This window comes from Cuneatibacter sp. NSJ-177 (genome assembly GCF_022867805.1).
Lineage (GTDB): Bacteria > Bacillota > Clostridia > Lachnospirales > Lachnospiraceae > Pseudolachnospira.
Map to the genome: position 1 here is coordinate 1,229,798 of NZ_JALIFO010000006.1, position 23,451 is coordinate 1,253,248.

19 protein-coding genes are annotated in these 23,451 nt (G+C 54.0%); all 19 read left to right on the forward strand.

Annotated elements, in window-relative coordinates; all coding sequences use genetic code 11:
• The first annotated feature begins 10 nt into the window (after positions 1–10).
• The 19 genes from MUB23_RS13560 to mutS all read left to right on the forward strand — a co-directional run bounded on the left by MUB23_RS13560 (position 11) and on the right by mutS (position 23,390).
• Positions 11–1,312 carry an SLC13 family permease gene (locus tag MUB23_RS13560; RefSeq protein WP_244801131.1) on the forward strand — a complete coding sequence of 434 codons (1,302 nt, stop codon included), beginning with the start codon at positions 11–13 and terminating at the stop codon, positions 1,310–1,312.
• Between the two features lie 255 nt (positions 1,313–1,567).
• Entirely contained in the window at positions 1,568–4,186 is a 2,619-nt protein-coding gene (gene alaS / locus MUB23_RS13565; protein ID WP_244801196.1) for an alanine--tRNA ligase, read from the forward strand.
• A 192-nt stretch (positions 4,187–4,378) separates the two neighbouring features.
• Positions 4,379–4,555 (forward strand): 30S ribosomal protein S21, encoded by a 177-nt coding sequence (gene rpsU, locus MUB23_RS13570; RefSeq protein ID WP_244801132.1) that lies wholly within the window; start codon positions 4,379–4,381, stop codon positions 4,553–4,555.
• A 117-nt stretch (positions 4,556–4,672) separates the two neighbouring features.
• The gene (locus tag MUB23_RS13575) at positions 4,673–4,921 is read left to right on the forward strand and encodes a YabP/YqfC family sporulation protein (RefSeq protein WP_244801133.1); all 249 of its coding nucleotides are present in this window, start codon (positions 4,673–4,675) and stop codon (positions 4,919–4,921) included.
• Positions 4,922–4,926: 5 nt separating this feature from the next.
• Entirely contained in the window at positions 4,927–6,174 is a 1,248-nt protein-coding gene (locus MUB23_RS13580; RefSeq protein WP_244801134.1) for a sporulation protein YqfD, read from the forward strand.
• A gap of 138 nt (positions 6,175–6,312) precedes the next feature.
• Positions 6,313–6,672 (forward strand): YccF domain-containing protein, encoded by a 360-nt coding sequence (locus tag MUB23_RS13585; RefSeq protein WP_244801135.1) that lies wholly within the window; start codon positions 6,313–6,315, stop codon positions 6,670–6,672.
• Positions 6,673–6,830: 158 nt separating this feature from the next.
• Positions 6,831–8,723 carry an EAL domain-containing protein gene (locus MUB23_RS13590; protein ID WP_244801136.1) on the forward strand — a complete coding sequence of 631 codons (1,893 nt, stop codon included), beginning with the start codon at positions 6,831–6,833 and terminating at the stop codon, positions 8,721–8,723.
• Positions 8,724–8,877: 154 nt separating this feature from the next.
• Positions 8,878–9,384, forward strand: a complete 507-nt coding sequence (locus MUB23_RS13595; protein WP_244801137.1) for a MarR family winged helix-turn-helix transcriptional regulator — start codon at positions 8,878–8,880, stop codon at positions 9,382–9,384.
• A 4-nt stretch (positions 9,385–9,388) separates the two neighbouring features.
• On the forward strand, positions 9,389–10,747 hold the full coding sequence (locus MUB23_RS13600) for an MATE family efflux transporter (protein ID WP_244801138.1): 1,359 nt from the start codon (positions 9,389–9,391) through the stop codon (positions 10,745–10,747).
• 123 nt (positions 10,748–10,870) lie between these two features.
• The gene (locus MUB23_RS13605; RefSeq protein WP_330641892.1) at positions 10,871–11,890 is read left to right on the forward strand and encodes a PhoH family protein; all 1,020 of its coding nucleotides are present in this window, start codon (positions 10,871–10,873) and stop codon (positions 11,888–11,890) included.
• A gap of 24 nt (positions 11,891–11,914) precedes the next feature.
• Entirely contained in the window at positions 11,915–12,415 is a 501-nt protein-coding gene (ybeY, locus tag MUB23_RS13610) for an rRNA maturation RNase YbeY (protein WP_244801140.1), read from the forward strand.
• A gap of 52 nt (positions 12,416–12,467) precedes the next feature.
• On the forward strand, positions 12,468–13,580 hold the full coding sequence (locus MUB23_RS13615; protein WP_244801141.1) for a DUF3048 domain-containing protein: 1,113 nt from the start codon (positions 12,468–12,470) through the stop codon (positions 13,578–13,580).
• Between the two features lies 1 nt (position 13,581).
• Positions 13,582–15,222 (forward strand): putative polysaccharide biosynthesis protein, encoded by a 1,641-nt coding sequence (locus tag MUB23_RS13620; RefSeq protein ID WP_244801142.1) that lies wholly within the window; start codon positions 13,582–13,584, stop codon positions 15,220–15,222.
• 51 nt (positions 15,223–15,273) lie between these two features.
• Entirely contained in the window at positions 15,274–15,681 is a 408-nt protein-coding gene (locus MUB23_RS13625; protein ID WP_244801143.1) for a hypothetical protein, read from the forward strand.
• A gap of 50 nt (positions 15,682–15,731) precedes the next feature.
• Positions 15,732–16,967 carry an NAD(P)/FAD-dependent oxidoreductase gene (locus tag MUB23_RS13630; RefSeq protein WP_244801144.1) on the forward strand — a complete coding sequence of 412 codons (1,236 nt, stop codon included), beginning with the start codon at positions 15,732–15,734 and terminating at the stop codon, positions 16,965–16,967.
• Positions 16,964–18,574, forward strand: a complete 1,611-nt coding sequence (locus MUB23_RS13635; protein WP_244801145.1) for an NAD(P)/FAD-dependent oxidoreductase — start codon at positions 16,964–16,966, stop codon at positions 18,572–18,574. The genes MUB23_RS13630 and MUB23_RS13635 overlap by 4 nt, the downstream gene beginning before the upstream one ends.
• Entirely contained in the window at positions 18,565–18,780 is a 216-nt protein-coding gene (locus MUB23_RS13640; RefSeq protein ID WP_244801146.1) for a DUF896 domain-containing protein, read from the forward strand. The genes MUB23_RS13635 and MUB23_RS13640 overlap by 10 nt, the downstream gene beginning before the upstream one ends.
• 8 nt (positions 18,781–18,788) lie before the next feature.
• Positions 18,789–20,741, forward strand: coding sequence for a tRNA (N6-isopentenyl adenosine(37)-C2)-methylthiotransferase MiaB (gene miaB, locus MUB23_RS13650; RefSeq protein ID WP_330641883.1), 1,953 nt, complete (start codon positions 18,789–18,791; stop codon positions 20,739–20,741).
• Positions 20,742–23,390, forward strand: coding sequence for a DNA mismatch repair protein MutS (mutS, locus tag MUB23_RS13655; protein ID WP_244801147.1), 2,649 nt, complete (start codon positions 20,742–20,744; stop codon positions 23,388–23,390).
• The last annotated feature ends 61 nt before the right edge of the window (positions 23,391–23,451 follow it).

Consider the following 23,451-nt stretch of genomic DNA (forward strand, 5'->3'; position numbering starts at 1 on the left):
GGTGCAAAAGATGTCGTGGAATAGTATTGTTACTTTAATTATGATGGCCGCCATCATCGTACTGTTGTTTCGGGGAGTCAGCAGCCCGGGCGTGATTTTCAGTGTGATTCCCATTATTGCCTGCCTGATCATGGGATTTGGTCCGACACAGATCAACGGTTTCATTGGAGACGGTTTGAAATCGATCTCCGGTACGTTATTCCTGATGGTCTTCGCTGTGCTCTACTTCGGCATGCTCCACGAGGCAGGCGTTTTTCAGGCCCTGATCCGGCTGGTCATCCGTTTTTTAGGCAACAGCGTCGTTGGCACGATGTGGGCCACCGCGATGATCGGTGTGTTAACCCAGCTAGATGGTTCCGGGGCCACCACAGCACTCTGTACGATCCCGACCATGCGGCCGATCTACGAAAAACAAAAAATCCGTCCGGAAGCATTGCTATTGGTGGAAAGTCTGGCTTCCGGAGTCCTTTGCCTGCTTCCTTGGGCGCCCGGCCTGTGTGAAGCCGCCGCCTATGTGGGAGTAGAGGTTTATGATGTCTTTCTCTGGCTTGTCCCGCTTTTCATCTTTTCCATTGCCGCGCTGTTTGTGCTGTGTATTCCCCTGGCCATGTTTGAAAAACGCCGCGGAGCCGGTATGAGCCCAGAAGAATTTGAACAGATGAAACTGGAACTCCACAAACCGCTTGCTTTTCCTTTGGGAAAAGGCGTCGCGATATTCGATGGAATTGTGACATTGGTTTTAATGGCTTCCCTTCTTGGGGGCTGGGTGAAGACGAATTTTGCCTTCGGACTCGCCTATGGCATCCTTTTGATCGCCAATTTCCGCGACATCAAAAAGCAGCGGGATTACGTAAAAAAACAGGCTCCGATGGCCCTTGAGCTGGCATTTACCATGCTAGGGGTCGGTGTTCTGGTCGGTGTAAATCAGGGAACCGGCGCCATGGGAGAGCTGGCCAGCTGGATCGTAGCCAATACGTCTTCGGGATTCTTGGCTCATCTTCCTGTCATCCTCTGCCTGTTCAGCATGCCGCTTTCCATCACGATTGGCGGTTCGAAAAATTCGGTCGTCCTGCCGGCCATCATTCCCATGGTAGCAAGTTTCGGCTTCGCACCGGTTCAGGTACTGGGAGCAGTCTTTGCAACCGGCGTCATCAGCGCGAACCTCAGTCTTTTTAATGCAGCGCCGTATCTGGCCTTAGGCCTGGCCGGTGTGGAGATGAAAGATCATCTGAAATATTCTCTGCTTCCGGTTTACGGCTTTAGCCTGCTGATGATTCTTTTCTTGGTAGTCACAGGAATGCTGCCGCTTTAATCATTTCTGCATTCCTTTTTTTGCCCGCATCGCCCTGAGCTGTGAGAATCCATCCGGTTCCGGGCGTTTGCTTTTTCGCGCGGGCAGAGCGGCAAATTTTTTTCTTGCGAAATAAGAACACTTATGATAACATAAAAGTTAGCTGTTATGCCGGGATTCCGTAGGTTTCCCGGCATTCGAGCGGACATAGAAAACAATACGAAACCACTTGGAGGCAAAATCGTGAAAAAATACGGCGTAAACGAACTCCGAAAGATGTTCCTGGACTTTTTCGCCAGCAAAGGGCATCTGTGTAAGAGCAGTTATTCCCTGATCCCCCATAATGACAACAGCGTTCTGCTGATTCCGGCCGGTATGGCCCCCTTAAAACCCTATTTCACCGGTCAGGAAGTCCCCCCCTGCACCAGAATGGCCACCTGTCAGAAGTGCATCCGCACCGGCGACATTGAAAATGTCGGAAAAACGGCGCGGCACGGCACGTTTTTTGAAATGCTCGGAAACTTTTCCTTTGGCGACTACTTTAAAAAGGAAGCGCTGGCTTGGTCCTGGGAATTCCTGACCGAAGTGGTGGGCCTTGATCCGGACCGCCTGTACCCGTCCGTCTATGAGGACGACGACGAGGCGTTTGAGATCTGGAATCAGGAGATCGGAATCCCGGCGGAGCGGATTTTCCGTTTCGGCAAGGAGGACAACTTCTGGGAGCACGGCGCCGGTCCCTGCGGCCCCTGCTCGGAGATCTACTATGACCGCGGCGAGAAGTACGGCTGCGGAAAGCCCGGCTGCACCGTCGGCTGCGACTGCGACCGCTATATGGAAGTCTGGAATGATGTATTCACCCAGTTCAACGGAGACGGAAAAGGAAATTACGTAGAGCTGGAGAAGAAAAACATTGACACCGGCATGGGCCTAGAGCGCCTGGCTGTTGTGGTGCAGGACGTGGATTCGATCTTTAATGTTGATACGATCCGCGCTCTGTTGGACGAGGTCTGCAAGCTGGCCCATGTCACCTACAATAAAGACCATGAGACGGACATTTCCCTGCGCCTGATCACGGATCACATCCGCTCGGTGACCTTCATGGTTTCCGACGGCATTCTTCCCTCCAACGAGGGACGCGGCTATGTCCTGCGCCGTCTGCTGCGCCGGGCCGCCCGCCACGGCCGTCTGCTGGGCATCGAAGGGAAGTTCCTGACCACCCTCAGCAAAAAGGTGATCGAGGTTTCAAAAGACGGCTACCCGGAGCTGGCGGATAAAGAAACCTTTATCTTCAACGTGATCAATGAAGAAGAAGACAAATTCAATAAGACCATCGACCAGGGCCTCAGCATCCTATCCGAGATGGAGGCGGCGATGGTTAAAGATGGAGAGAAGGTCTTAAACGGCGCCGATGCCTTTAAGCTCTATGACACCTATGGATTCCCTCTGGATCTGACCAAGGAAATCCTGGAAGAAAAAGGCTTCGGTGTGGATGAGGACGGATTTGCCGCCTCCATGAAAGAGCAGAAGGAAAAGGCCAGAAAGGCCCGCAAGACCACAAACTATATGGGTGCAGATGTGACGGTCTATCAGTCCATCGACCCCAATCTGACTTCTGTGTTCACCGGATATGATAAGTTGGAAGGAGATTCCAAGATTGCGGTGCTGACCACGGAAGAGGAGCTGGTACAAGCCTTAACCGACGGCCAGACCGGAACGATCCTGACAGAGGAAACCCCGTTTTATGCGACCAGCGGCGGACAGCAGGCGGACACCGGCGTGATCACACTTCCGGACGGCAGCCAGTTTTCCGTGGAAGATACGATCAAGCTTCCGGGCGGAAAGATCGGCCATGTGGGCAAAGTGACCTCTGGGATGTTCAAGACGGGTGATCTGGTTCACCTGACGGTGGATGCAGCAAAGCGCCAGGCAGCCGCCAAAAACCACAGCGCGACCCATCTGCTGCAAAAAGCGCTCCGCTTAACGCTGGGAAGCCACGTGGAACAGGCCGGTTCCTATGTCGACGCGGAACGGCTGCGCTTTGACTTTACCCATTTTTCCGCCATGACGCCGGAGGAGCTGGCGAAAGTGGAGGAGATCGTTAACAAAGAAATCCTCGCGGATTTGAACGTGAATACCCAGATCATGAGTCTGGAAGAGGCGAAGAAAACCGGAGCCATGGCCCTCTTCGGCGAGAAGTACGGCGATGAAGTGCGTGTGGTCTCCATGGGAGACTTCTCCACCGAGCTCTGCGGCGGCACCCATGTGAAAAATACCGGCGACATCAACTGCTTTAAGATTATCTCCGAGTCCGGCGTGGCGGCCGGCGTGCGCCGGATCGAGGCATTAACCTCCACCGGTCTCCTGAACTATTATGCGGAGATCGAAGAGCGGCTGAATCAGGCGGCTCAGGCGGCGAAATCCACGCCCACGAACCTGGAAGCCCGGATCCACCAGATGAACGAAGAAATCAAGGCCCTCCAGTCGGAGAATGAAAAGCTGAAAAATCAGATGGCCAAGGAGGCCCTGGGCGATGTGATGAATCAGGTTCAGGAAGTAGCTGGGGTAAAGGTGCTTGCCTCCAAGCTGGAAGGCGTGGACATGAATGAGCTCCGCAATCTCGGCGACCAGCTGAAAGAAAAGCTGGGAGAAGGCGTCGTGGTATTGGCGTCGTCCAAAGACGGAAAGGTCAACCTGATCACCATGGCGACCGACGGCGCTCAGAAAAAAGGCGCTCACGCGGGGAACCTGATCAAAGCCATTGCCTCCGAAGTCGGCGGCGGCGGCGGCGGGCGGCCGGGCATGGCTCAAGCCGGAGGAAAGAATCCGGCCGGAATTGACAAGGCGCTGTCAAAGGCGCTGGAGACCGTTGCCGTTCAGGTAGAATCGACACGCTAAAAGCAAGAGAAACCAGAAGAGTAGGGCTTTCTCCTTTGAAACCCCTCCTCCGGTCAAAAACAAGCAAGAAATTTTGAATTCTGCGTATTTTTTTGTTGACGAATTGAAATAATATGATATAATTTAGAGTGTGCTAAAAAGTACCCAAACAGTTGCACAATTTTACAACTGGAGGGAGGTTAGGTGTGAGTCATGGCAAACGTAATCGTGAAAGAAAATGAAACGTTGGACAGCGCTCTCCGCAGATTCAAGAGAAACTGTGCGAAGGATGGCATCCAGCAGGAGATTCGGAAAAGAGAACATTACGAGAAACCCAGCGTCAGACGCAAAAAGAAGTCTGAAGCTGCGAGAAAGCGTAAGTACAACTAAAACGATTCTTATTGGAGGACGGTCTGAAAGACCGTCCTTTTTTCGTCTTTTTTCTACTGTTCTTTCCCCCGTCCCCGCCGCATACACTGTTAGAAACAAAGGGAAAAGGAGCCGCCTGTGAACCGAGAGAATACCATCGGAGATAAGCTCCTGATGCAGTCCGCCGTTTTGACCTGCACGGGCAGCCGCGAGGCGATTATAGAAAATTACCGGAGCGTGCGCAGCCTGACCGATAAACGGATCGAAGTTCTGACCAGGACGTGCCTGGTCATTGTCGAGGGCGAAGAGCTGAAAGCAGCCTATTACACCAAAGAGGAGATGAAGATCACCGGAAAAATCTGTTCGATTCAATATGCAGAAAGGTAACGTCTATGTTCCGAAAATTTATGGATTGGTTCCGGGGACGGGTGTTGGTGCATGTCAGCGGCTTGTCGCCGGAACGATTTTTAAATCTGTGCGCGGGAAACGGCTTTGTGCTGCGGGATCTGAAAAGAACCGGGGGCGGTTACGAATGTATCATGAGCCTTCCGGAATACCGCGAAGCCAGGCGTCTGGCCAAGAAAGCGAAGGCAACCCTCCGGATACAGAGGAAAATGGGCCTTCCTTTCTTTTTGTTTCAGCAGAGAAAGCGGAAAGCATGGGCGGCCGGTTTTCTCCTGGCGCTGGGGCTGCTCTACGCGGCCTCTCTGTTCCTTTGGGACATTCAGTTGGAGGGAAACACACGCTACACCGACGATATTATCCGCAGCTACCTAAAAGCAAACGGAATTACATACGGAATGCCCATGGACTCGATTGTCTGCGAGGAAATCGAGAAGGCCCTCCGAAATGAGTACACGAATATCACCTGGGTTTCCGCTCAAATTTCAGGCGTCAAGTTAAAGATTCAGATCAAAGAAAACTTTGGCCTCCTGGAAGCGCCCCAAAAGGATCTGACGCCGAAAGACGTGGTGGCGGACAAGGACGGGGTGATCACGGAGATCGTAACCCGCTCCGGCATTCCGCAGGCGGCGGCCGGCGACGCCGTCACCCAGGGGCAGGTGCTGATATCGGGGCGGATTCCTCTGATCGACGACAGCGGAGAGACGGTCAGCTATGAGGAGGTTCCTGCGGACGGCACCATCATCGCCCGGACGGAAATTCCCTACGCCTGGCAGCGCTCCATCTTTGAGGAAACCCGCCGTGTGACAAAAACAAGGCTGAAAGGCCTGGCGTTGGTTTTCGGGGATAACCGGGCCGCCATCGGCGGCGGGGCGCAGCCCGGAGAAATGAAATACCGGATGACCGAATATTACACGCCCTGCCTTTTCGATAACTTTGTGCTGCCAATCACCCTGGAGACCACGCTGGAATACACCTATGAGACCGAGGTCCGAAAGCTGACCGAAGAGGAGCAGAAAGAAAAAATGGAAGCTGCTTTCCTGGAAAAAGAGGCGGAGTGGAAAGAAGAAGGTTATACGGTAGTGGAAAAAAATCTCAACCTGTCTGAGGGACCGTTTTTGCTGACGGTAAACGGTACCGTGGTTTTGGAAGGGCCGATGGGGAAGGAAAGCCCTCTGGCGGAAACTCCGGAAGGAGAGACCGCGCCGGAGCCGTCCGGAGAGGATACCGAGGAGTGAATTAAGGAATCCTTTTGAAAAGAAACGGAAATACTTCATTTGACAAGGAAGCCTAACTGTGCAAAACTAAAATCAGGTTGGTTCCCGCAAGAAAAAGTCATTCGGAACCACGCTATTATTATACTAGGAGGATATGAGATGGGATGTCTCGGAAATACGTTATGGTTTGTGTTCGGCGGCTGTATCAGCGGCCTTAGCTGGTGCCTGGCCGGGTGTCTTTGGTGCATCACGATTCTCGGAATTCCGATCGGCCTGCAATGCTTTAAATTCGCCTCCCTTTGCTTCTTTCCGTTTGGGAAAGAGGTACGGTACGGAGGAGGGGCTGGTTCTTTTTTACTAAATTTACTCTGGCTGATTTTTTCCGGCCTGATCCTGGCGATCGAATCGGCTGTTTTAGGTCTGATTTGGTGCATTACCATCGTCGGAATTCCGTTTGGGCTCCAGCATTTCAAACTGGCAAAACTGGCGCTGATGCCTTTTGGATCGGAAGTAATCTAGGAAGATTCCCATGGCGCTTCTTCCGTTTCTGTGTTAGAATATGGTTACGGATAGTTTCCTCTTTCAACCCACGGTCAAATCCTGATCCGCCGGATCGGGGAGCTGTCTGAAAAACACCGGCTTATGGAGCGGCGGATATCACGGGAAGGAACGTCAAGATGGGGGAACATCGGAAACAGAACACTTCGGTCGGACCTAAGAGAGATGGGCGAAAATCTCCTTTGTCCGAAGAAAATAAAAGAAAAGGCCGAACGGAACCGGAGACAGAAATTTGGCCGGATATCAATCTGTCGGAGGGCAAGGGCTCCGGCGGGCCGGACTTTAGTGAGGCTTCGCCGTTTCAGTATTTTATCCGTCACAATTATTTCGACGCAGAAGCCCTGATCCAATCCGTGGCGACTCCGGAAGCGCCATACTATCTCTACTTTGGAGATCTTCAGAGCAATCTTTACTACATATCCGACAACATGCGGGATGATTTTGGCTTTCCGGGGAATTTGGTCCACGATTTAATTGAAAAATGGGGGGTGCGGATCAGCGACCCCCAGGACCGGGCGCTCTATCATCAAGATCTAAAACAGATCATGGAACAAAAGAAAGACGTACACAGCCTGCGCTACCGTATCACAGACCGGACGGGGAATTCCACCTGGGTCCACTGCCGGGGAATCGTGAAATGGTCGGAGGATAAATCCATGCCGCTGTTTTTTTCCGGCTGCGTCTCCCGTCTGGAAAGTGACTTTTCCCTGGACTCGGTGACAGGCTTTCTCCGGGAACAGGCTGCGCTGAACGAGCTGGCCATGCTAAATGAGAAAGGGACGTCTGCTTTGATTATCGGGTTTGCCTTGAATCGGTTCACCCATATCAATGAGTCCAAAGGCCGGACGGCCGGAGACCAGCTTCTCAAAAGAATTGCAAAAGGACTTTTGGAAGATTTGGGAGAGGACTACGTCTTTTACCGTCTGGACGGCGTGCGTTTCATGGCAGTCAGAAAAAGCGGGGGCTGTGAAGATGCCGAAGCCGTGCGCGACATCCGAAAGAAAATTGAAGCCGGTTATTGTAAGCAGAAGCTAAGCGTCAAGCAGGCTGCTTCTTTTGGCGTGCTGCATTTTCCAAAAGATGGGAAAACGCCTCAGGATATCATGGAAAATACGTTGACATTGATCAACATTGCCAAACTGAACCCCGATCTGGAATACAGTGAATTTTCCAGGGACATTATCGCAAAACAGAAAGATAAATCCAATATGGTGATCTGTCTGAGTGAGGATATCGCCAAGGGGTTTGAACATTTCCGGATTGTGGTGCAGCCCATCGTGGCCCGCAATACCGGCCGGATCCTTGGAGGCGAAGCTCTGCTGCGCTGGAAATACCAGAGAGAGGATATCCCTCCGGTTGTTTTTATCCCTCTCCTGGAGGAATCGCGGATGATCCTGCCTGTGGGGAAATGGGTGTTTTATCAGGTTGTCTCCCTGTGTGCAAAGCTGATTTCCAACAATCCGGATTTTTTCCTTTCCTTTAACGTCAGCTATCTTCAAGTATTGGACAACACCTTCCTACCGTTTATGAAAGAGACCCTGGAAGCCTTCCATGTTTCCGGGGAGCATCTTATGCTGGAATTGACGGAATCCCATTTCGACGAGATGCCGAAATGCCTCCATGAGTTTGTGAGGGAGTGCCTAGATATGGGAATGCGCTTTGCCCTCGATGATTTCGGAAACGGCTTTTCTTCGCTTCAAATGCTGCTGAAATACCCGGTCAATGTGGTAAAATTGGACCGCACTTTGATGAACGAGCTGACGCATTCCACGGAGAATCTGAACTTTATCATGAGCATCGTCTATGCCTGTCACCGGTCCAAGAAACAAGTCTGCGTCGAAGGGGTGGAAAACAGCGCGGAACTAGACGTGGTGCGCCAGACAGACTGCGATATGATACAAGGGTATTATTTTCACAGGCCCTTGGAATTAAATGACTTGTATCTCCGGCTGGAACCGATAGAAGCGTGCGGGGATGCCACTGGGAATGCAGGCAAATCACAGGGATCATGAGCGGGAGCGCTTGCCGCAAGGCAGGCGTTTTTTGCGTTTGCATCCTTTCGCGGAATCAGAGGATTGACAAAAACAGAAAAGCACATATAATTATGATTAGTAATTACTATTAGTAAATATTATTAATAATTATTATTAGGAATGAGGAGGTCCTATGGATACCGCCCATCTCAAACAGCTCTTAGACGCTTGTTTTTTAGCCAAACGTGTCGTTGAAACCATGCCGGAGCTGCCGGAAGGCATGAAACCCCGCCATATTCACGTTCTGGAGGTCATACACGAAAAAGAAGAGTGGGGAGAGGAATGCCGGGTCAGCGACATCAGCGCCAGGCTCGGCACCACCACTCCCAGTATCACCAAATTGGTACAAGAACTGGAATCCATGAAAATGTTGGTAAAACGCGCCGGTTTGACGGATCGAAGAGTCACGGTGCTGCGCCTGACGGAAAAAGGAAAGCGGTGCGTCCGCCTGTATGTCCTAGACCTTCACCGGGTGTGGGCTGAAGCGCTGTGGGATATCCCGGACAGCCAGGCGGAACAGACGGCCGGGCTCATGGAACGGCTCTATGATTCTATGCCGGGAAGAGAAGCGCCTCTTTCATACTCCAAAAAGATTTTGGGGTATGGAAAGCAGAAAAATACAGATACTGGAAAGGAATAGGAGCATGGGGACGAAAACACAGGGTAACATCACGTTTACGGAAGGGTCGATCTTTCGTTCTATCTTTCAATTCACTGTCCCGGTTCTAGGTGCACTGATCCTGCAGGCAGCCTACGGAGCCGTAGACCTGCTCGTCGTCGGCTGGTTCGGAGATGCGGCCAGTATCTCGGCCGTAGGGTCCGGCAGCGCCTTCATGCAGATGGTTACCTTTGTCATTACCAGCCTTGCGATGGGGTCCACCGTGGTAATTGGGCGTCACATCGGAGAAAAACGCCCGAAGGAGGCCGGGGACACGGTGGGAACCACCGTCGTCCTGTTTGCCGGGATCGGCATCGCGCTGACCATCCTCTTAGAAGTTTTTGCCGGGAACATAGCCGGGCTGCTCCAGGTTCCGGCGGAGTCCTTCGACAAGACCGTGACCTACATCCGGATCTGTTCCGCCGGTATACTCGTCATTATTGCCTACAATGTGATCAGCGGAATTCTGCGCGGCGTGGGCAATGCCAACCTGCCATTCCTTTTTGTCGGAATCGCCTGCATCATCAATATCATTGGGGATTTCGTGCTGGTGGGGCTTTGCGGGATGGACGTGGCCGGCGCCGCTCTGGCGACCATCGGAGCCCAGGCTGTCTCCGTGGTGATTTCCGCAGCAGTGCTGAAAAAACAAAAACTGCCGGTCTCCTTTACCTACAAGCAGTGCCGGATTCACCAAGGCGAGCTGCGATTGATCTTAAAAATCGGCGTGCCGATTGCGCTGCAGGAAGCCATGGTACAGGTCTCTTTCCTGGTGCTCAACTCCATCATCAATCATCTGGGCCTTTTGCCGTCGGCCGGATACGGCGTCGCTCAGAAGATCGTCTCTTTCATCATGTTGGTACCGTCCTCCATCATGCAGAGCGTTTCCGCATTTGTAGCCCAAAACATGGGGGCGGAACAAAAAGACCGCGCCAAAAGGGGATTTTTCACCGCCATGCTGACCGGATGCGCCGCCGGCGCCGTCATCTTTTGCGCCGGATTTTTCGGAGGAGCGCAGCTTTCCTCCCTTTTCACCGGCGACGGGGAAGTCATTGTCCAGAGCGCAGGCTATCTGAAAGGGTTTTCAATCGACTGTGTCCTGACCTGCATATTGTTCAGCAGTATCGGATATTTTAACGGCTGCGGCCGGAGCCTGCCGGTTATGATCCAGGGAATCACCTCCGCCTTTTTCGTCCGGATCCCAGTCTCCCTTTTGATGTCCCGGCTGCCCAATCCGTCCCTGACGCTTCTCGGCCTGGCGACACCGATCACCACAGTGTACGGAATTTTCTTTTTTATGATATGTTTCTGGCGTCTCAAACGAGAAAAAATAAAATCACAACCTTGAAGCCGCTTTTTTCCAGAGGTTTTCCATTTTCTTTTAATTTCAGAAAAAAGGGGGTTCAAAAACTTTAAAAAAATGGTAAAATAGCAAATAGTGAATAGAAGGAGTCAATGCGATTTGAGTATTATGGAAAAGACGATAGGCATTCCGGTGGAACATATGCAGACGGTCTGCGGCCAGTTGGATGTCTATTTAAAAAAGATGGAGCGCACGCTGCGGGTATCCCTGGTACCGCGGGACGATTCGATGAAGATCATCGGGCCGGAGCCCATGGTGAACAAGGCGGAAAGCGTGCTGAAAAACCTCCTTGAGCTGGCCCGGCGGGGCAATACGATCACCGAACAGAATGTGGATTACGCCCTTTCGCTCTCCTTTGAGGAGAAAGAGGACCAGATCCTGACCATCGACCGGGACATCATCTGCCGCACCATTGCCGGAAAACCGATCAAGCCGAAAACGCTGGGTCAAAAGCAGTATGTGGACGCGATCCGCGAGAAGATGATCTGCTTCGGGCTGGGACCGGCCGGTACCGGAAAGACTTACCTGGCCATGGCCATGGCGATCCAGGCATTTAAAAATAATGAAGTCAACCGGATGATTTTAACCCGTCCGGCCATTGAAGCCGGAGAGAAGCTGGGCTTTCTGCCCGGAGATCTGCAAAGTAAGATCGATCCCTATCTGCGGCCGCTTTATGATGCCCTTTACCAGATTATGGGCGCAGAGTCCTACCAGCACAACTACGAGAAAGGGCTGATCGAGGTGGCGCCTCTTGCCTACATGCGCGGGCGCACGCTGGACAATGCCTATATCATCCTGGATGAAGCCCAGAACACGACGCCGGCTCAGATGAAGATGTTTCTGACCCGGATCGGATTTGGTTCCAAGGTTGTGATCACCGGAGATATCACCCAGAAGGATCTGCCGGCCGGCTCGGTTTCCGGCCTGGACGTGGCGATGCGGGTGCTGAAAGACGTGGACGATATCGCCATGATTCATCTCACCAATAAGGACGTGGTCCGCCATCCGTTGGTGCAAAAGATCGTCGAGGCATATGAAAACTATGAAAAGAAAGAACAATACCGGGAGAAGCGGACGGAACAGCACGCCCACCGGCGGCGGGTTCAAAGCCGGCAGCCGCGCCGTTAGCCGAAGGAAGCAGGGAGGGATCACATGACAATCGATGTGGAATATGAATCCGAGGACAAGCTTGCGCTTCCCTTTGAGGAGATTATCGAGAAGGTGGTCTGCGAGGCGCTTACCTTTGAAAAGTGTCCGTATGAAGCCGAAGTCAATGTGCTCTTGACGGACGATGAGGAGATCCGAAAAATCAATTCTCAATTCCGTTTTATCGATAACGCCACCGACGTACTGTCGTTTCCCATGGTAGAGTATGAGCGCCCCGGCGACTTTTCCGGCCTGGAGACGCCGGAAGCGGATTTTTGTTTTAATCCGGAGAGCGGAGAGCTATTGTTGGGGGACATCGCAGTGTCCGTCCAGAAAGTACGAAGCCAAGCCGAGGCCTACGGCCACAGCGAGGAGCGGGAGCTGGCGTTTTTGATTGCGCACAGTATGTTTCACCTGATGGGATACGACCATGAGACCGAGGAGGAGCGGGAACAGATGGAGCAGAAGCAAAGAGAGGTATTGGACCGGCTGGGGATCACCCGGTAAGAAACACATCCGAGGCGGGCTTGCCCGCAAAGAGTAAATGGGGGAATTCATCATGAAAAAACGAAACATGAAATTATTCAGTCTGACATTGGCGGCCGCCATGGCCTTCACGATGCTCGGCGGCTGCTCCAAAAAGCAGGACGAGATCACGACCGAAGCGCCCACATCCACGGAGGCCGGTACCATGGCGTCCGTGACCATGCCCGCGCCGCCGGAGACCACGGCCAGCGAGCTGCCGGAGGGCATGATGTACAGTTACCTGACCGGCCTTCCGGTCACCACGGAAGTCGGCACCAAGCGGCCTCTTGCGGTCATGATCGACAATGAAAAGAAAGCCATGCCTCAAAACGGCGTATCTTCCGCGGATGTGGTTTACGAGACTCCAATCGAAGCAAATGAAGTCCGCCTGGAGATGATTATTCAGGACTACAGCGAGCTTTCCCGGTTCGGCGGCCTTCGGAGCGCCAGACGGTATCATCCCGGCATCGCCTATGAGTTCGACGCCATTTTCTTCCATCACGGACACAGTGACATTGCGCTGCCGTATCTGGAAGACACGGAGCACTGCGACGACATCGATGGTGTGACCGACCGGGGCTATGCCGCTACCTACGAGGTGGATGACCACGCTCAGGGACACCGCACCTTCTCCAACCCGGAAAAAATCAATACCCGGATCGAGAAGCTGGGCGTCCGCACCGAAGTCCGCAGTGATTTCGACTATAAATTCAAATTTGCCAAAGAGAGCGCGCCGAACACGCTTCCGAACGGGACTGCGGCCAATAAGGTCTCCATCGGCTACAAGCAGAATCAGCCTTGGTTTGAATACCACAGCGATGATCAGCTTTATTACCGCTATGCCTACGGCGAAGCTCATATCGATCAGGAAAACAACCAGCAGGTCGCAGTGAAAAATATTATTGTCCAGTACTGTGACTTTGAGCTGGAGTGGGATAAGGATACAAAGAATATCTACACGACCGGCGAGGGAAGCGGCGTCTTCATCACGGGTGGTAAATCCGAGCCGATCACCTGGTCCAAAGCAGAGTATTGGGGCAACACCCATTACTTTGACGCGAACGGCCAGGAAATCGAATTAAATCCCGGAAAGACTTGGGTCTGCATTGTTCTGCCAAAAATGACCGGAGAAATCACAGTGGAGTAACATGAACAATCAAAAGAAAAAAAGCAAAGCCACTAGCTTCCTGATACAGGGGAGTATTCTGGCGGTCGCCGGGATCCTGGTGCGCATCATCGGGATGGTCTACCGGATCCCGCTGACCAACACCATCGGAGAAAAGGGAATGGGCGTTTACTCGACCGCCTTTTCCATCTACAACATCTTGCTGATGATTTCCTCGTACAGCCTGCCTCTGGCGGTTTCCCGCCTGGTGGCTGCAAGGCTCAGCGTCGGCCAGTACCGCAACGCCCGCAGGGTTTTCCTGGGGGCGATTGGCTTTGCCACAATTTCCGGAATCGCCGGATGCGCCATCACGTTTTTCGGAGCGGATTTTTTTGCCGGAACCCTGATGGGGATGCCGGAGGCGGCCTTTGCCATCAAGACTCTGGCCCCGACCATCCTGATCATGGCTTTCCTTGGCGTGTTCCGGGGCTATTTTCAGGGCCATGGCACCATGATTCCGACCGCGATTTCCCAGGTGGCCGAACAGGTCATCAACGCGGTAATCAGTGTTCTGGCCGGCTGGCTTTTATTTCGGATGGGAACCGCGAAAGATGTCGGCGGAAGCGAATTCTTCGGCCCTTCCTATGGCGCGGCCGGCGGCACTATCGGTACCGGAGCGGGCGCGCTGACAGCGCTGCTGTTCTGTATTCTGGTCTTCCTGCTGTTCCGGCGGGTAGAGCGGATGCAGTGCCGCAGAGACCGGAACAAAGTGCAGGAAACCTACTCCCATGTGGCCAAGGTCCTGGTCTTGACCATCGTGCCGGTTTTGGTCAGCACCACGGTCTACCAAATCAGCACCCTGGTGGATCAGGCCATCTATGCGGCCTATCTGGACGCCGACTACACGGCGGTCTGGGGCGTGTATAGCAGCAAATATAACCTTCTGGTCCATGTGCCTGTAGCCATCGCCTCGTCCCTGGCTTCCTCGATCATCCCGGCGCTCTCCGGTGCCGTAGCGAAAAAGAACCGGACAGAGGTGGTCTATAAAACCGGGACGGCGATCCGTTTTAACATGGTCATCGCTTTTCCTGCCACCGTTGGACTGACCGTTCTGGCGACTCCGATCATGAATCTGTTGTTTTCCGGGGATAATCAGGTGGCGGCGCAAATGATGATGGTAGGTTCCACGGCGGTGCTGTTTTATTCCCTCTCCACGATCACCAACTCGATCCTCCAGGGGATCGGCAGCATCTGGATCCCGGTGAAGAACGCCTTGATTTCCCTGGCGCTCCACCTGATTTTGCTGGCCGTTTTGCTCTGGGGCTTCAAACTGGACATATACGGCGTTGTCTACGCCAATATCTTCTTTGCGCTCTGCATGTGCATCCTGAACAACCTGAGTATCAAGCGGATTCTCCATTACCGTCAGGAGATGTTGAAAACCTTTGCGGCTCCGCTGTTTTCCTCTGTGGTGATGGGTGTCTTTACTTATCTTTCTTACCGGCTGGTCTATCAGTTGGCCGGACACAACTGGCTGGCGGTCCTGGCCGCCGTGGTGGTCGCCGTCGCCGTCTACGTCGTGCTGCTGCTTTTGACCAAGGGGCTTGACGAAGTGGATCTGATGAGCATGCCCAAAGGCCGGACGATGATCGCGGTCTTCAAAAAACTGCATTTGCTCCGTTAATGGTTAAAATTTGAAAATATGACAGATACTATACGAGGAGGAATTTTGCCGATGAAAAAGTATAGTATCTGTTTTCTTCTTATTTTAGTGTTTTGTTTTACCTTGATCGCCTTTGAGTATCAGTCTCCCCAGACGCCGGAGGAGACGGTCCTTTTCCACGACTGGACGGCGCCGGAAACCCATGCCTGGGTGAAAGCCAGCGTACCCAACGAGCCGATGGCGGCCGAGGCCACAGTGCCTACTACCGAGGAGGAGACTTCCACTTCCGCGCCGATGTTTCGGATTTACCTGACGGACGAGGGGATTCTGGTCTATTACCCGGATGAGCGGACGGTCTATAAAAAGATTCCCATTCTGCCGGAGGACTTGTCAGAATCCGACCGGGAAGAGCTGGCGGACGGGATTGCAGTGCCGGACGAGGAGGAATTGTATCACTATTTAGAGTCGATAACGAGTTGACGAATCCGGTTGTAAAATGGTAAAATAATGAGTTGCAGGAGGTGACGGCCATGAAACGAGTGCTGGTTATCGGCGGAGGAGCCGCGGGTCTGATGTCCGCCATTTCCGCTTCGGAGGCCGGAGCGTCGGTGACGGTTCTGGAAGCCGGAGAGCAGGCGGGAAAGAAGGTTCTCGCCACTGGCAACGGAAAATGCAACTTTACAAACCGTAATATGGCGGAAGAGTGTTTCCGGTCAAAGAATCCGGAGAAGGCGAGACAAATTCTTTCCCGGTTCGGCGCGGAGGAAACCATCGTTTTTTTTCGGGAACTGGGAATCGCGGTCCGGGACCGGAACGGATACCTTTATCCCAGGAGTGAGCAGGCCGCTTCGGTGCGGGCTGCTTTGATCTCCCGTGCGGAGGAACTTGGCGTCCGCTTTTTGTACAATCAAAAAGTGAAGGAACTTTGTTTGGGAAAAAAGGGGATTCAGGCAGTCACGGCAAACGGCAGGCATCTCACTGATGCAGCGATCCTTGCCACCGGCGGAAAAGCCGCCCCGAAAACCGGCTCCGACGGAAGCGGGCTGATGATGGCGGAAGCCCTCGGCCACCTCGTAATTCCCCCGGTACCTGCGCTGGTGCAGCTTACAGCCTCCGGATTTCCTTTTTCCAAAGTGTCCGGCGTACGGGCGCAGGCCCGTGTAACAATCAAAACCGGCAGAGAAGTTCTGGCGGGAGATACCGGGGAAGTTCAGCTGACCGATTACGGCCTGTCCGGTATACCGGTCTTTCAGGTCAGCCGCTTTGCCGCCGAGGCTTTGGCGGACCGGCGGGATGTGGAAGCCGCGCTTGACTTCTTCCCGGAAATGACAAAAGAGGAGTTGGCCCTGGAATACAGGCTTCGCAGGGAGCGCCACCCCGGCTGGAACAGCGCGTCCTTTCTGAACGGTCTTCTGCCGGATAAACTGGCGGCGGCTCTGCTGTCCGGGGCCGGGATCTCAAAAAAGGATACCTGGGAGGAAATCCCGGATAAAAAGCTGCAAAGGCTGGCGGATGAAAGCAAAGAACTGACGGTCAAAATCACCGGGACCAAAGGCTTTGACGCGGCCCAGGTCACGGCCGGCGGCGTTGCCCTTGACGAAATCGACGAGAAAACCTGCGGGTCACGGATCCTGCCTGGTCTGTATTTTGCCGGAGAGATTCTGGATGTGGACGGGATCTGCGGCGGTTATAATTTGCAATGGGCCTGGACCACCGGTTATTTGGCCGGAAGGGCGGCAGCAGGGGAAATGGAAATACATCAATGATACAGATTGCGAACATAAAAATGCCCCTTAAGCACCGGGAAGAAGATCTTGTGCGGGCGGTCCAAAAAGAAGGCGTTCCCTGCCGGAGAGAAGATCTTTTCATCCGGAAGCTCTCCCTGGACGCCAGGCGAAAAGAAGACCTTCACTATGTCTACACCGTGGATGCGGTTCTCCCAGGCGAGGGGAAAATCTTAAAAAAGTGCCGTAGTAAAAAAGTAAGCGAAGGAATGCCCCGGTTTTATCAGGCTCCGGAACCGGGATCTTTGCCCCTGCGGCACCGCCCCGTTGTGATCGGAGCCGGTCCGGCCGGGCTTTTTGCAGCCTTGCTTCTCGCGGAGAACGGTTACCGCCCGATTCTGATCGAACGCGGAGCGCCGGTGGAGGAGAGGACGAAAGACGTGGAAGGGTTCTGGCGGGGAGACGCCTTAAAGCCCGAATCCAACGTCCAGTTCGGGGAGGGCGGAGCCGGAACCTTCTCGGACGGAAAACTGAATACCCAGGTCAAGGATGCCGGCGGAAGAATCTTTCATGTACTTTCCACTTTCGTGGAGGCGGGAGCGGATCCTTCCATCCTGTACTGGAACAAGCCCCACATCGGAACCGACGTGCTGAGAGATGTGGTCCGCAATTTAAGAAATCACATCCTGGAGGCCGGAGGAGAAATCTGGTTCCACACAAAAGTGACGGACTTCCTGATTGAGGAGGGGGAGCTGAGGGAACTTTCGCTGATACGAGAAAACGATGATACAGAAAGGACGGAGTGGAACATCCCCGTCCAAAATGTGATCCTTGCCATCGGCCACTCGGCGAGAGATACGTTCTCTGTTTTACAGGAGCGTTCGATCCCCATGCGGGCCAAGGATTTTGCCGTGGGGCTTCGGATCGAGCACCCGCAGGATCTGATCCAGATGGCCCAGTACGGGACCTTGGACCGGGAGGGGCTTCCGGCCGCTGATTACAAGCTGACCGCCCAGACGGCGGCGGGCCGCGGCGTGTATTCCTTCTGCATGTGCCCCGGCGGCCAGGTGGTAAACGCTTCCTCGGAATGCGGACGCTTGGCGGTCAATGGCATGAGCCGGGCGGCGCGGGACGGAAGAAACGCCAATTCCGCTCTGATCGTCACGGTGACGAAGAGCGACTATCCGGGCGAGGATGCCCTGGCGGGCGTCCGGTTTCAGCGGCAGCTGGAAGAAGCCGCCTTTCAAGCAGGCGGCGGCAGGATTCCTCTTCAGCTTTTCTCCGATTTCCGTCAGGGGCGGATCGGGGATTCCCTGGGGGACGTCCGGCCGGACCTTTGCGGCGGCTGGGCTTTTGCCAACCTTCGCCAGGTCTTGCCGGAAGAATTGTCGCAAAGTTTCCTTCAGGCCATGGAGGCCTTCGGGCGCAAAATAAAAGGCTTTGACCGGCCCGACGCGGTTCTTTCCGGCGTGGAAAGCCGGACATCATCGCCGGTTCGGATTGAGCGGAACGAGCAGCTGGAAAGCGCCGTCAAGGGCCTGTTTCCCTGCGGGGAAGGGGCCGGATACGCCGGAGGGATCACTTCGGCGGCGGCCGACGGCATAAAGATTGCAGAAGAAATCATCAGGAGGTACCGTCCATGGACATGAAAGATATTGAGAGAATCAATGAATTGTATCGGAAAAAGAAGGCGGGAACGCTGACCCCAGAGGAACAGAAAGAGCAGGAGCGCCTGCGGGCGGAGTACATTCATGCGGTCCGGGAAAACCTGCGGGGAACCCTGAATCACACGAAGGTTCAGTATCCGGACGGAAGCGTTGTAGATCTGGGAAAAAAATACGGCCACAAAGAATAGGATGCCTTATGAAGACAAAACAAGAACTGAGAAGGGAATGCAGAGCGCGCCGGATGGCTCTCGGAGAAGCGGAGCGGGGGAGTGCTTCCCACCGCATGGCAGGCTTTATCCTGTCCAGCCCCGAATACAAAAACACCCGGACGCTTTTTGCCTACATAGACGCAAAAAATGAAATCTCCACCGAGGAGCTGCTTGCGGACGCCTGGAAGCAGGGCAAAACCGTGGCAGTCCCTCGCGTAAACGGGAATTCCATGGAATTTTACGTGATCCGCTCGCGGGAAGATTTGGAGCCGGGCGGTTTCGGAATCCTGGAGCCAAAGGCAGACTGCCCCCAGGCGGACGACGAGACCGGTCTGCTCTTAGCTCCCGGCGTCGCCTTTGACTATGGCGGGCGCAGAGTCGGCTACGGCGGAGGTTACTACGACCGGTATCTCGCCGCCCATCCGGATCATCCGGTATGGGGGATCGCCTACGAATGCCAGCTTTTTGAAGAAGTTCCGGCCGAGGAGACCGACCGTTCCATGGATCAGATTGTGACGGAAAAGGGCTTCCGGAAAAAAACCGAAGAAACCCTGCGCCAGCAATACTATATGGATCAGGTGAAAAGCCTGCTTTTGGAACAGGCGCAGGAGCTGGGCCGGCCTTTAACCGCCTGTATCTGCACCTTCGGCTGCCAGATGAACGCCAGGGATTCCGAGAAGCTGATGGGTATCCTGCGGGAGATCGGATTTCTGGAGAGTGGGAGCGAGGAAGCCGACTTTGTCCTCTACAATACCTGTACGGTCCGGGAAAACGCAAATCTGCGGGTTTACGGGCGTCTCGGCCACTTAAATAGTCTGAAAAAGAAAAATCCAAAAAAAATCATTGCTCTTTGCGGCTGCATGATGCAGGAAAAAGAAGTGGTGGAGAAGATCCGAACCAGCTACCGGTTCGTGGATCTGGTGTTCGGCACCCACAATATTTTCCGCCTGGCAGAACTTTTGTACCGCCGTCTGACCGAAGGAAAACCGGTCTATGAAATATGGGAAGGCACGGACCGGATCGTCGAGGATCTGCCGGTGGAACGGAAATACCCGTTTAAATCCGGCGTCAATATTATGTTCGGCTGCAACAATTTTTGCAGCTACTGCATCGTCCCCTATGTCAGAGGACGGGAGAGAAGCCGAGAGCCGGAGGATATTTTAAGAGAAATCCGCAGTCTAGTTGCAGACGGCGTCATCGAAGTTATGCTGCTGGGACAGAACGTCAACTCCTATGGAAAAAACCTGGCGCATCCCGTCACCTTTGCGGAGCTTTTGGAACAGGTGGAGCAGATTGAGGGCTTACAGCGGATCCGCTTTATGACTTCTCACCCGAAGGATCTCTCCGACGAGCTGATTGCCGTCATGGCAAAGTCCAAAAAAATCTGCCGTCATCTTCATCTACCGCTCCAGTCGGGCAGCACCAGGATTTTGCAGAAGATGAACCGGAAATATACCAAGGAGCAGTATCTGGCCCTGGCCGCTAAAATCAAGAAAGCCATCCCCGATATCTCCCTGACCACCGACATCATCGTTGGTTTCCCCGGCGAGACGGAGGAGGATTTTGAGGAAACCATGGACGTGGTGAGACAAGTCCGCTACGACAGTGCCTTCACCTTCATTTACTCCAAACGGACCGGCACGCCGGCCGCCGCCATGGAAGACCAGGTTTCTTCGGACGTCGTGCAGCCCCGGTTCGACCGCTTGCTTGCGGAAGTGCAAAAAATTGCAGGCGAACTTTGCGGAAGAGACGCAGGGACCGTACAGCGCGCGCTGGTGGAAGGAATCGATACCCATGACGCCTCCCTGGTGACCGGACGCCTCAGCAATAATCTGATGGTTCATTTCCCAGGCGACGCCTCTTTGATCGGAAAACTGGTACCCGTGCGGCTGACTGAGGCCAAGGGTTTTTACTATATGGGAAGGATGGAAGAAGAATAAATGCTTTCACCAATGATGCAGCACTATTTGGAGACCAAGGAGCAGCATCCAGACTGCATTCTGTTTTACCGGCTCGGAGACTTCTATGAGATGTTCTTCGACGACGCGAAGACGGTGTCCAAGGAGTTGGAATTAACCTTAACGGGAAAAGACTGCGGCTTAGAAGAGCGGGCGCCCATGTGCGGCGTTCCCCATCACGCCGTGGAAACTTACTTAAACCGCCTGGTGGAAAAAGGCTATAAAGTCGCCATCGCCGAACAGATGGAGGACCCGAAGTTTGCCAAGGGCCTCGTCAAGCGGGAGGTGGTCCGGATCGTCACCCCCGGCACCAACATGAGCGCCCAGGCGCTGGACGAATCCCGGAACAATTATCTGATGTGCATCGTCTATCTGGACAAGGTATTCGGCGTAGCCACCTCCGATGTCAGCACCGGAGAATTCTTTGTGACTGAGGTAGACTCGGTGCGGGCCATGCTGGATGAGATCAACAAGTTTATGCCCGCGGAAATTATCTGCAACGAGCCTTTTTACATGAGCGGCGTGGACACCGACGATTTAAAAGGACGGCTTGGCATCGCCATGTCGGCTTTAGATAATTCCCAGTTTCACGATGAGCTCTGCCGTCAGGCGTTAAAAGACCATTTTGCGGTCTCCACCCTGGACGGACTGGGCATCCGGGATTATGAGGTGGGGACCGTGGCCGCAGGCGCTCTGCTCCGCTATCTCCTGGACACCCAGAAAAACGACCTCAGCCACCTGACCCGGATTCAGCCGTACCAGCCGGGCCGGTACATGATGATCGACACTTCCACCAGAAGAAACCTGGAACTGACCGAAACCCTCCGGGAGAAGCAAAAACGCGGCTCCCTGCTCTGGGTCCTTGATAAGACCAAGACCGCCATGGGCGCGCGGATGCTCCGGAACTATCTGGAACAGCCGCTGATCGACAAAAAAGAAATCCTGCGGCGGCAGGATGCCATTGAGGAGCTAAATGCCGATCTGATCTTGCGGGAGGAGCTGCGGGAATACCTGAATCCGATTTACGACCTGGAACGTCTCCTGGGCCGGATTTCCTACCGCACCGCGAATCCACGGGACATGGTGGCCTTCAAGCATTCCCTGCAAATGCTGCCCCATATCAAGAACCTATTAAAGGATATCAAAACGCCGCTGTTAAAAGAGCTCTGCGACAAGCTGGACTCTCTGGAAGATATCGCGGATTTGATCGAGCAGGCGATCTTAGAGGAGCCTCCCATCACGATCCGGGAAGGCGGCATCATCAAGGACGGCTATTCCGAGGAAGCCGACAAGCTCCGCCAGGCAAAAACCGACGGCAAAAATTGGCTGGCCCAGCTGGAGCTGGATGAGAAGGAGCGGACCGGAATCAAAAATCTGCGCATCCGCTACAATAAAGTGTTCGGCTATTACCTGGAAGTCACCAATTCCTTTAAAAACATGGTGCCGTCCGACTATATCCGCAAGCAGACCCTGACCAATGCGGAGCGCTATACCACCCAGAAACTAAAGGAATTGGAAGACGTGATCCTGGGAGCGGAAGATAAGCTTTTTGTGATGGAATACGACCTGTTCTGCGAGGTCAGGGACAAGGTGGCCGCCGAGGTGGTCCGGATCCAGGACAGCGCCAAGGCTGTGGCGGAGATCGACGTGCTGGCTTCCCTGGCCCTGGTGGCTTACCGGCATCAATACGTGCGCCCGTCCATCAATGAGAAAGGCGTCATTGACATCAAAAACGGCCGTCATCCCGTGGTGGAACAGATGCTGCGGGACGATATGTTCATCGCCAACGACGTTTATCTGGACAACCACTCCAACCGGATTTCCATCATCACCGGCCCCAACATGGCCGGAAAGTCTACCTACATGCGGCAGGTGGCCCTGATCGTGCTGATGGCTCAGATCGGTTCTTTCGTACCCGCGGACTCCGCCAATGTGGGAATCTGCGACCGGATCTTTACGCGGGTCGGAGCTTCCGACGATCTGGCTTCCGGCCAGAGCACCTTTATGGTGGAGATGACGGAGGTCGCCAATATCCTGCGAAATGCCACCAAAAACAGCCTGCTGATCCTGGATGAGATCGGCCGGGGAACCAGCACCTTCGACGGCCTTTCCATCGCCTGGGCTGTGGTGGAGTACATCAGCAACCCGAAAGTCCTTGGCGCGAAAACGCTGTTTGCCACCCACTATCATGAGCTGACCGAGCTGGAGGGGTGTCTCTCCGGCGTCAACAACTATTGTATCGCGGTGAAAGAGCAGGGGGATACCATTGTATTCCTCCGGAAAATCGTCAAAGGCGGCGCAGACAAGAGCTATGGGATCCAGGTGGCGAAGCTTGCCGGCGTGCCGGATCCGGTGATCGACCGGGCGAAAGAGCTGGTGCAGGAGCTTTTGGACGCGGATATCACGGTAAAGACCAGAGAGATCGCGGCCCATACCAAGAATACAGCGGTAAAACCGGTGCCGAAGCCGGACGAAGTGGATATGTACCAGATGACCCTGTTCGATGCGGTGAAGGAAGACGATATTTTAAATGAGCTCGAACAGCTAGAGCTGGGAAACATGACGCCCATCGACGCGTTAAATACGCTGTATCGGATGCAGAACCGGCTGAAAAACCGTTGGCATAACTGATTTACGAGGGGGCCCAGCTCAGAGTTGCAAAGCCCGGCCCCCTCGCGCTCCCCCCGCTTGG

Bases quoted from the DNA above. Each gene is read 5' to 3' on its own strand.
- MUB23_RS13585 (WP_244801135.1), top strand. From the start codon at position 6,313: ATGGGATGTCTCGGAAATACGTTATGGTTTGTGTTCGGCGGCTGTATC.
- MUB23_RS13630 (WP_244801144.1), top strand. From the start codon at position 15,732: ATGAAACGAGTGCTGGTTATCGGCGGAGGAGCCGCGGGTCTGATGTCC.
- MUB23_RS13560 (WP_244801131.1), top strand. From the start codon at position 11: ATGTCGTGGAATAGTATTGTTACTTTAATTATGATGGCCGCCATCATC.
- MUB23_RS13620 (WP_244801142.1), top strand. From the start codon at position 13,582: ATGAACAATCAAAAGAAAAAAAGCAAAGCCACTAGCTTCCTGATACAG.
- MUB23_RS13595 (WP_244801137.1), top strand. From the start codon at position 8,878: ATGGATACCGCCCATCTCAAACAGCTCTTAGACGCTTGTTTTTTAGCC.
- MUB23_RS13640 (WP_244801146.1), top strand. From the start codon at position 18,565: ATGGACATGAAAGATATTGAGAGAATCAATGAATTGTATCGGAAAAAG.
- MUB23_RS13615 (WP_244801141.1), top strand. From the start codon at position 12,468: ATGAAAAAACGAAACATGAAATTATTCAGTCTGACATTGGCGGCCGCC.
- mutS (WP_244801147.1), top strand. From the start codon at position 20,742: ATGCTTTCACCAATGATGCAGCACTATTTGGAGACCAAGGAGCAGCAT.
- MUB23_RS13635 (WP_244801145.1), top strand. From the start codon at position 16,964: ATGATACAGATTGCGAACATAAAAATGCCCCTTAAGCACCGGGAAGAA.
- miaB (WP_330641883.1), top strand. From the start codon at position 18,789: ATGAAGACAAAACAAGAACTGAGAAGGGAATGCAGAGCGCGCCGGATG.
- MUB23_RS13600 (WP_244801138.1), top strand. From the start codon at position 9,389: ATGGGGACGAAAACACAGGGTAACATCACGTTTACGGAAGGGTCGATC.
- MUB23_RS13590 (WP_244801136.1), top strand. From the start codon at position 6,831: ATGGGGGAACATCGGAAACAGAACACTTCGGTCGGACCTAAGAGAGAT.
- rpsU (WP_244801132.1), top strand. From the start codon at position 4,379: ATGGCAAACGTAATCGTGAAAGAAAATGAAACGTTGGACAGCGCTCTC.
- MUB23_RS13625 (WP_244801143.1), top strand. From the start codon at position 15,274: ATGAAAAAGTATAGTATCTGTTTTCTTCTTATTTTAGTGTTTTGTTTT.
- MUB23_RS13580 (WP_244801134.1), top strand. From the start codon at position 4,927: ATGTTCCGAAAATTTATGGATTGGTTCCGGGGACGGGTGTTGGTGCAT.
- ybeY (WP_244801140.1), top strand. From the start codon at position 11,915: ATGACAATCGATGTGGAATATGAATCCGAGGACAAGCTTGCGCTTCCC.
- alaS (WP_244801196.1), top strand. From the start codon at position 1,568: ATGTTCCTGGACTTTTTCGCCAGCAAAGGGCATCTGTGTAAGAGCAGT.
- MUB23_RS13605 (WP_330641892.1), top strand. From the start codon at position 10,871: ATGGAAAAGACGATAGGCATTCCGGTGGAACATATGCAGACGGTCTGC.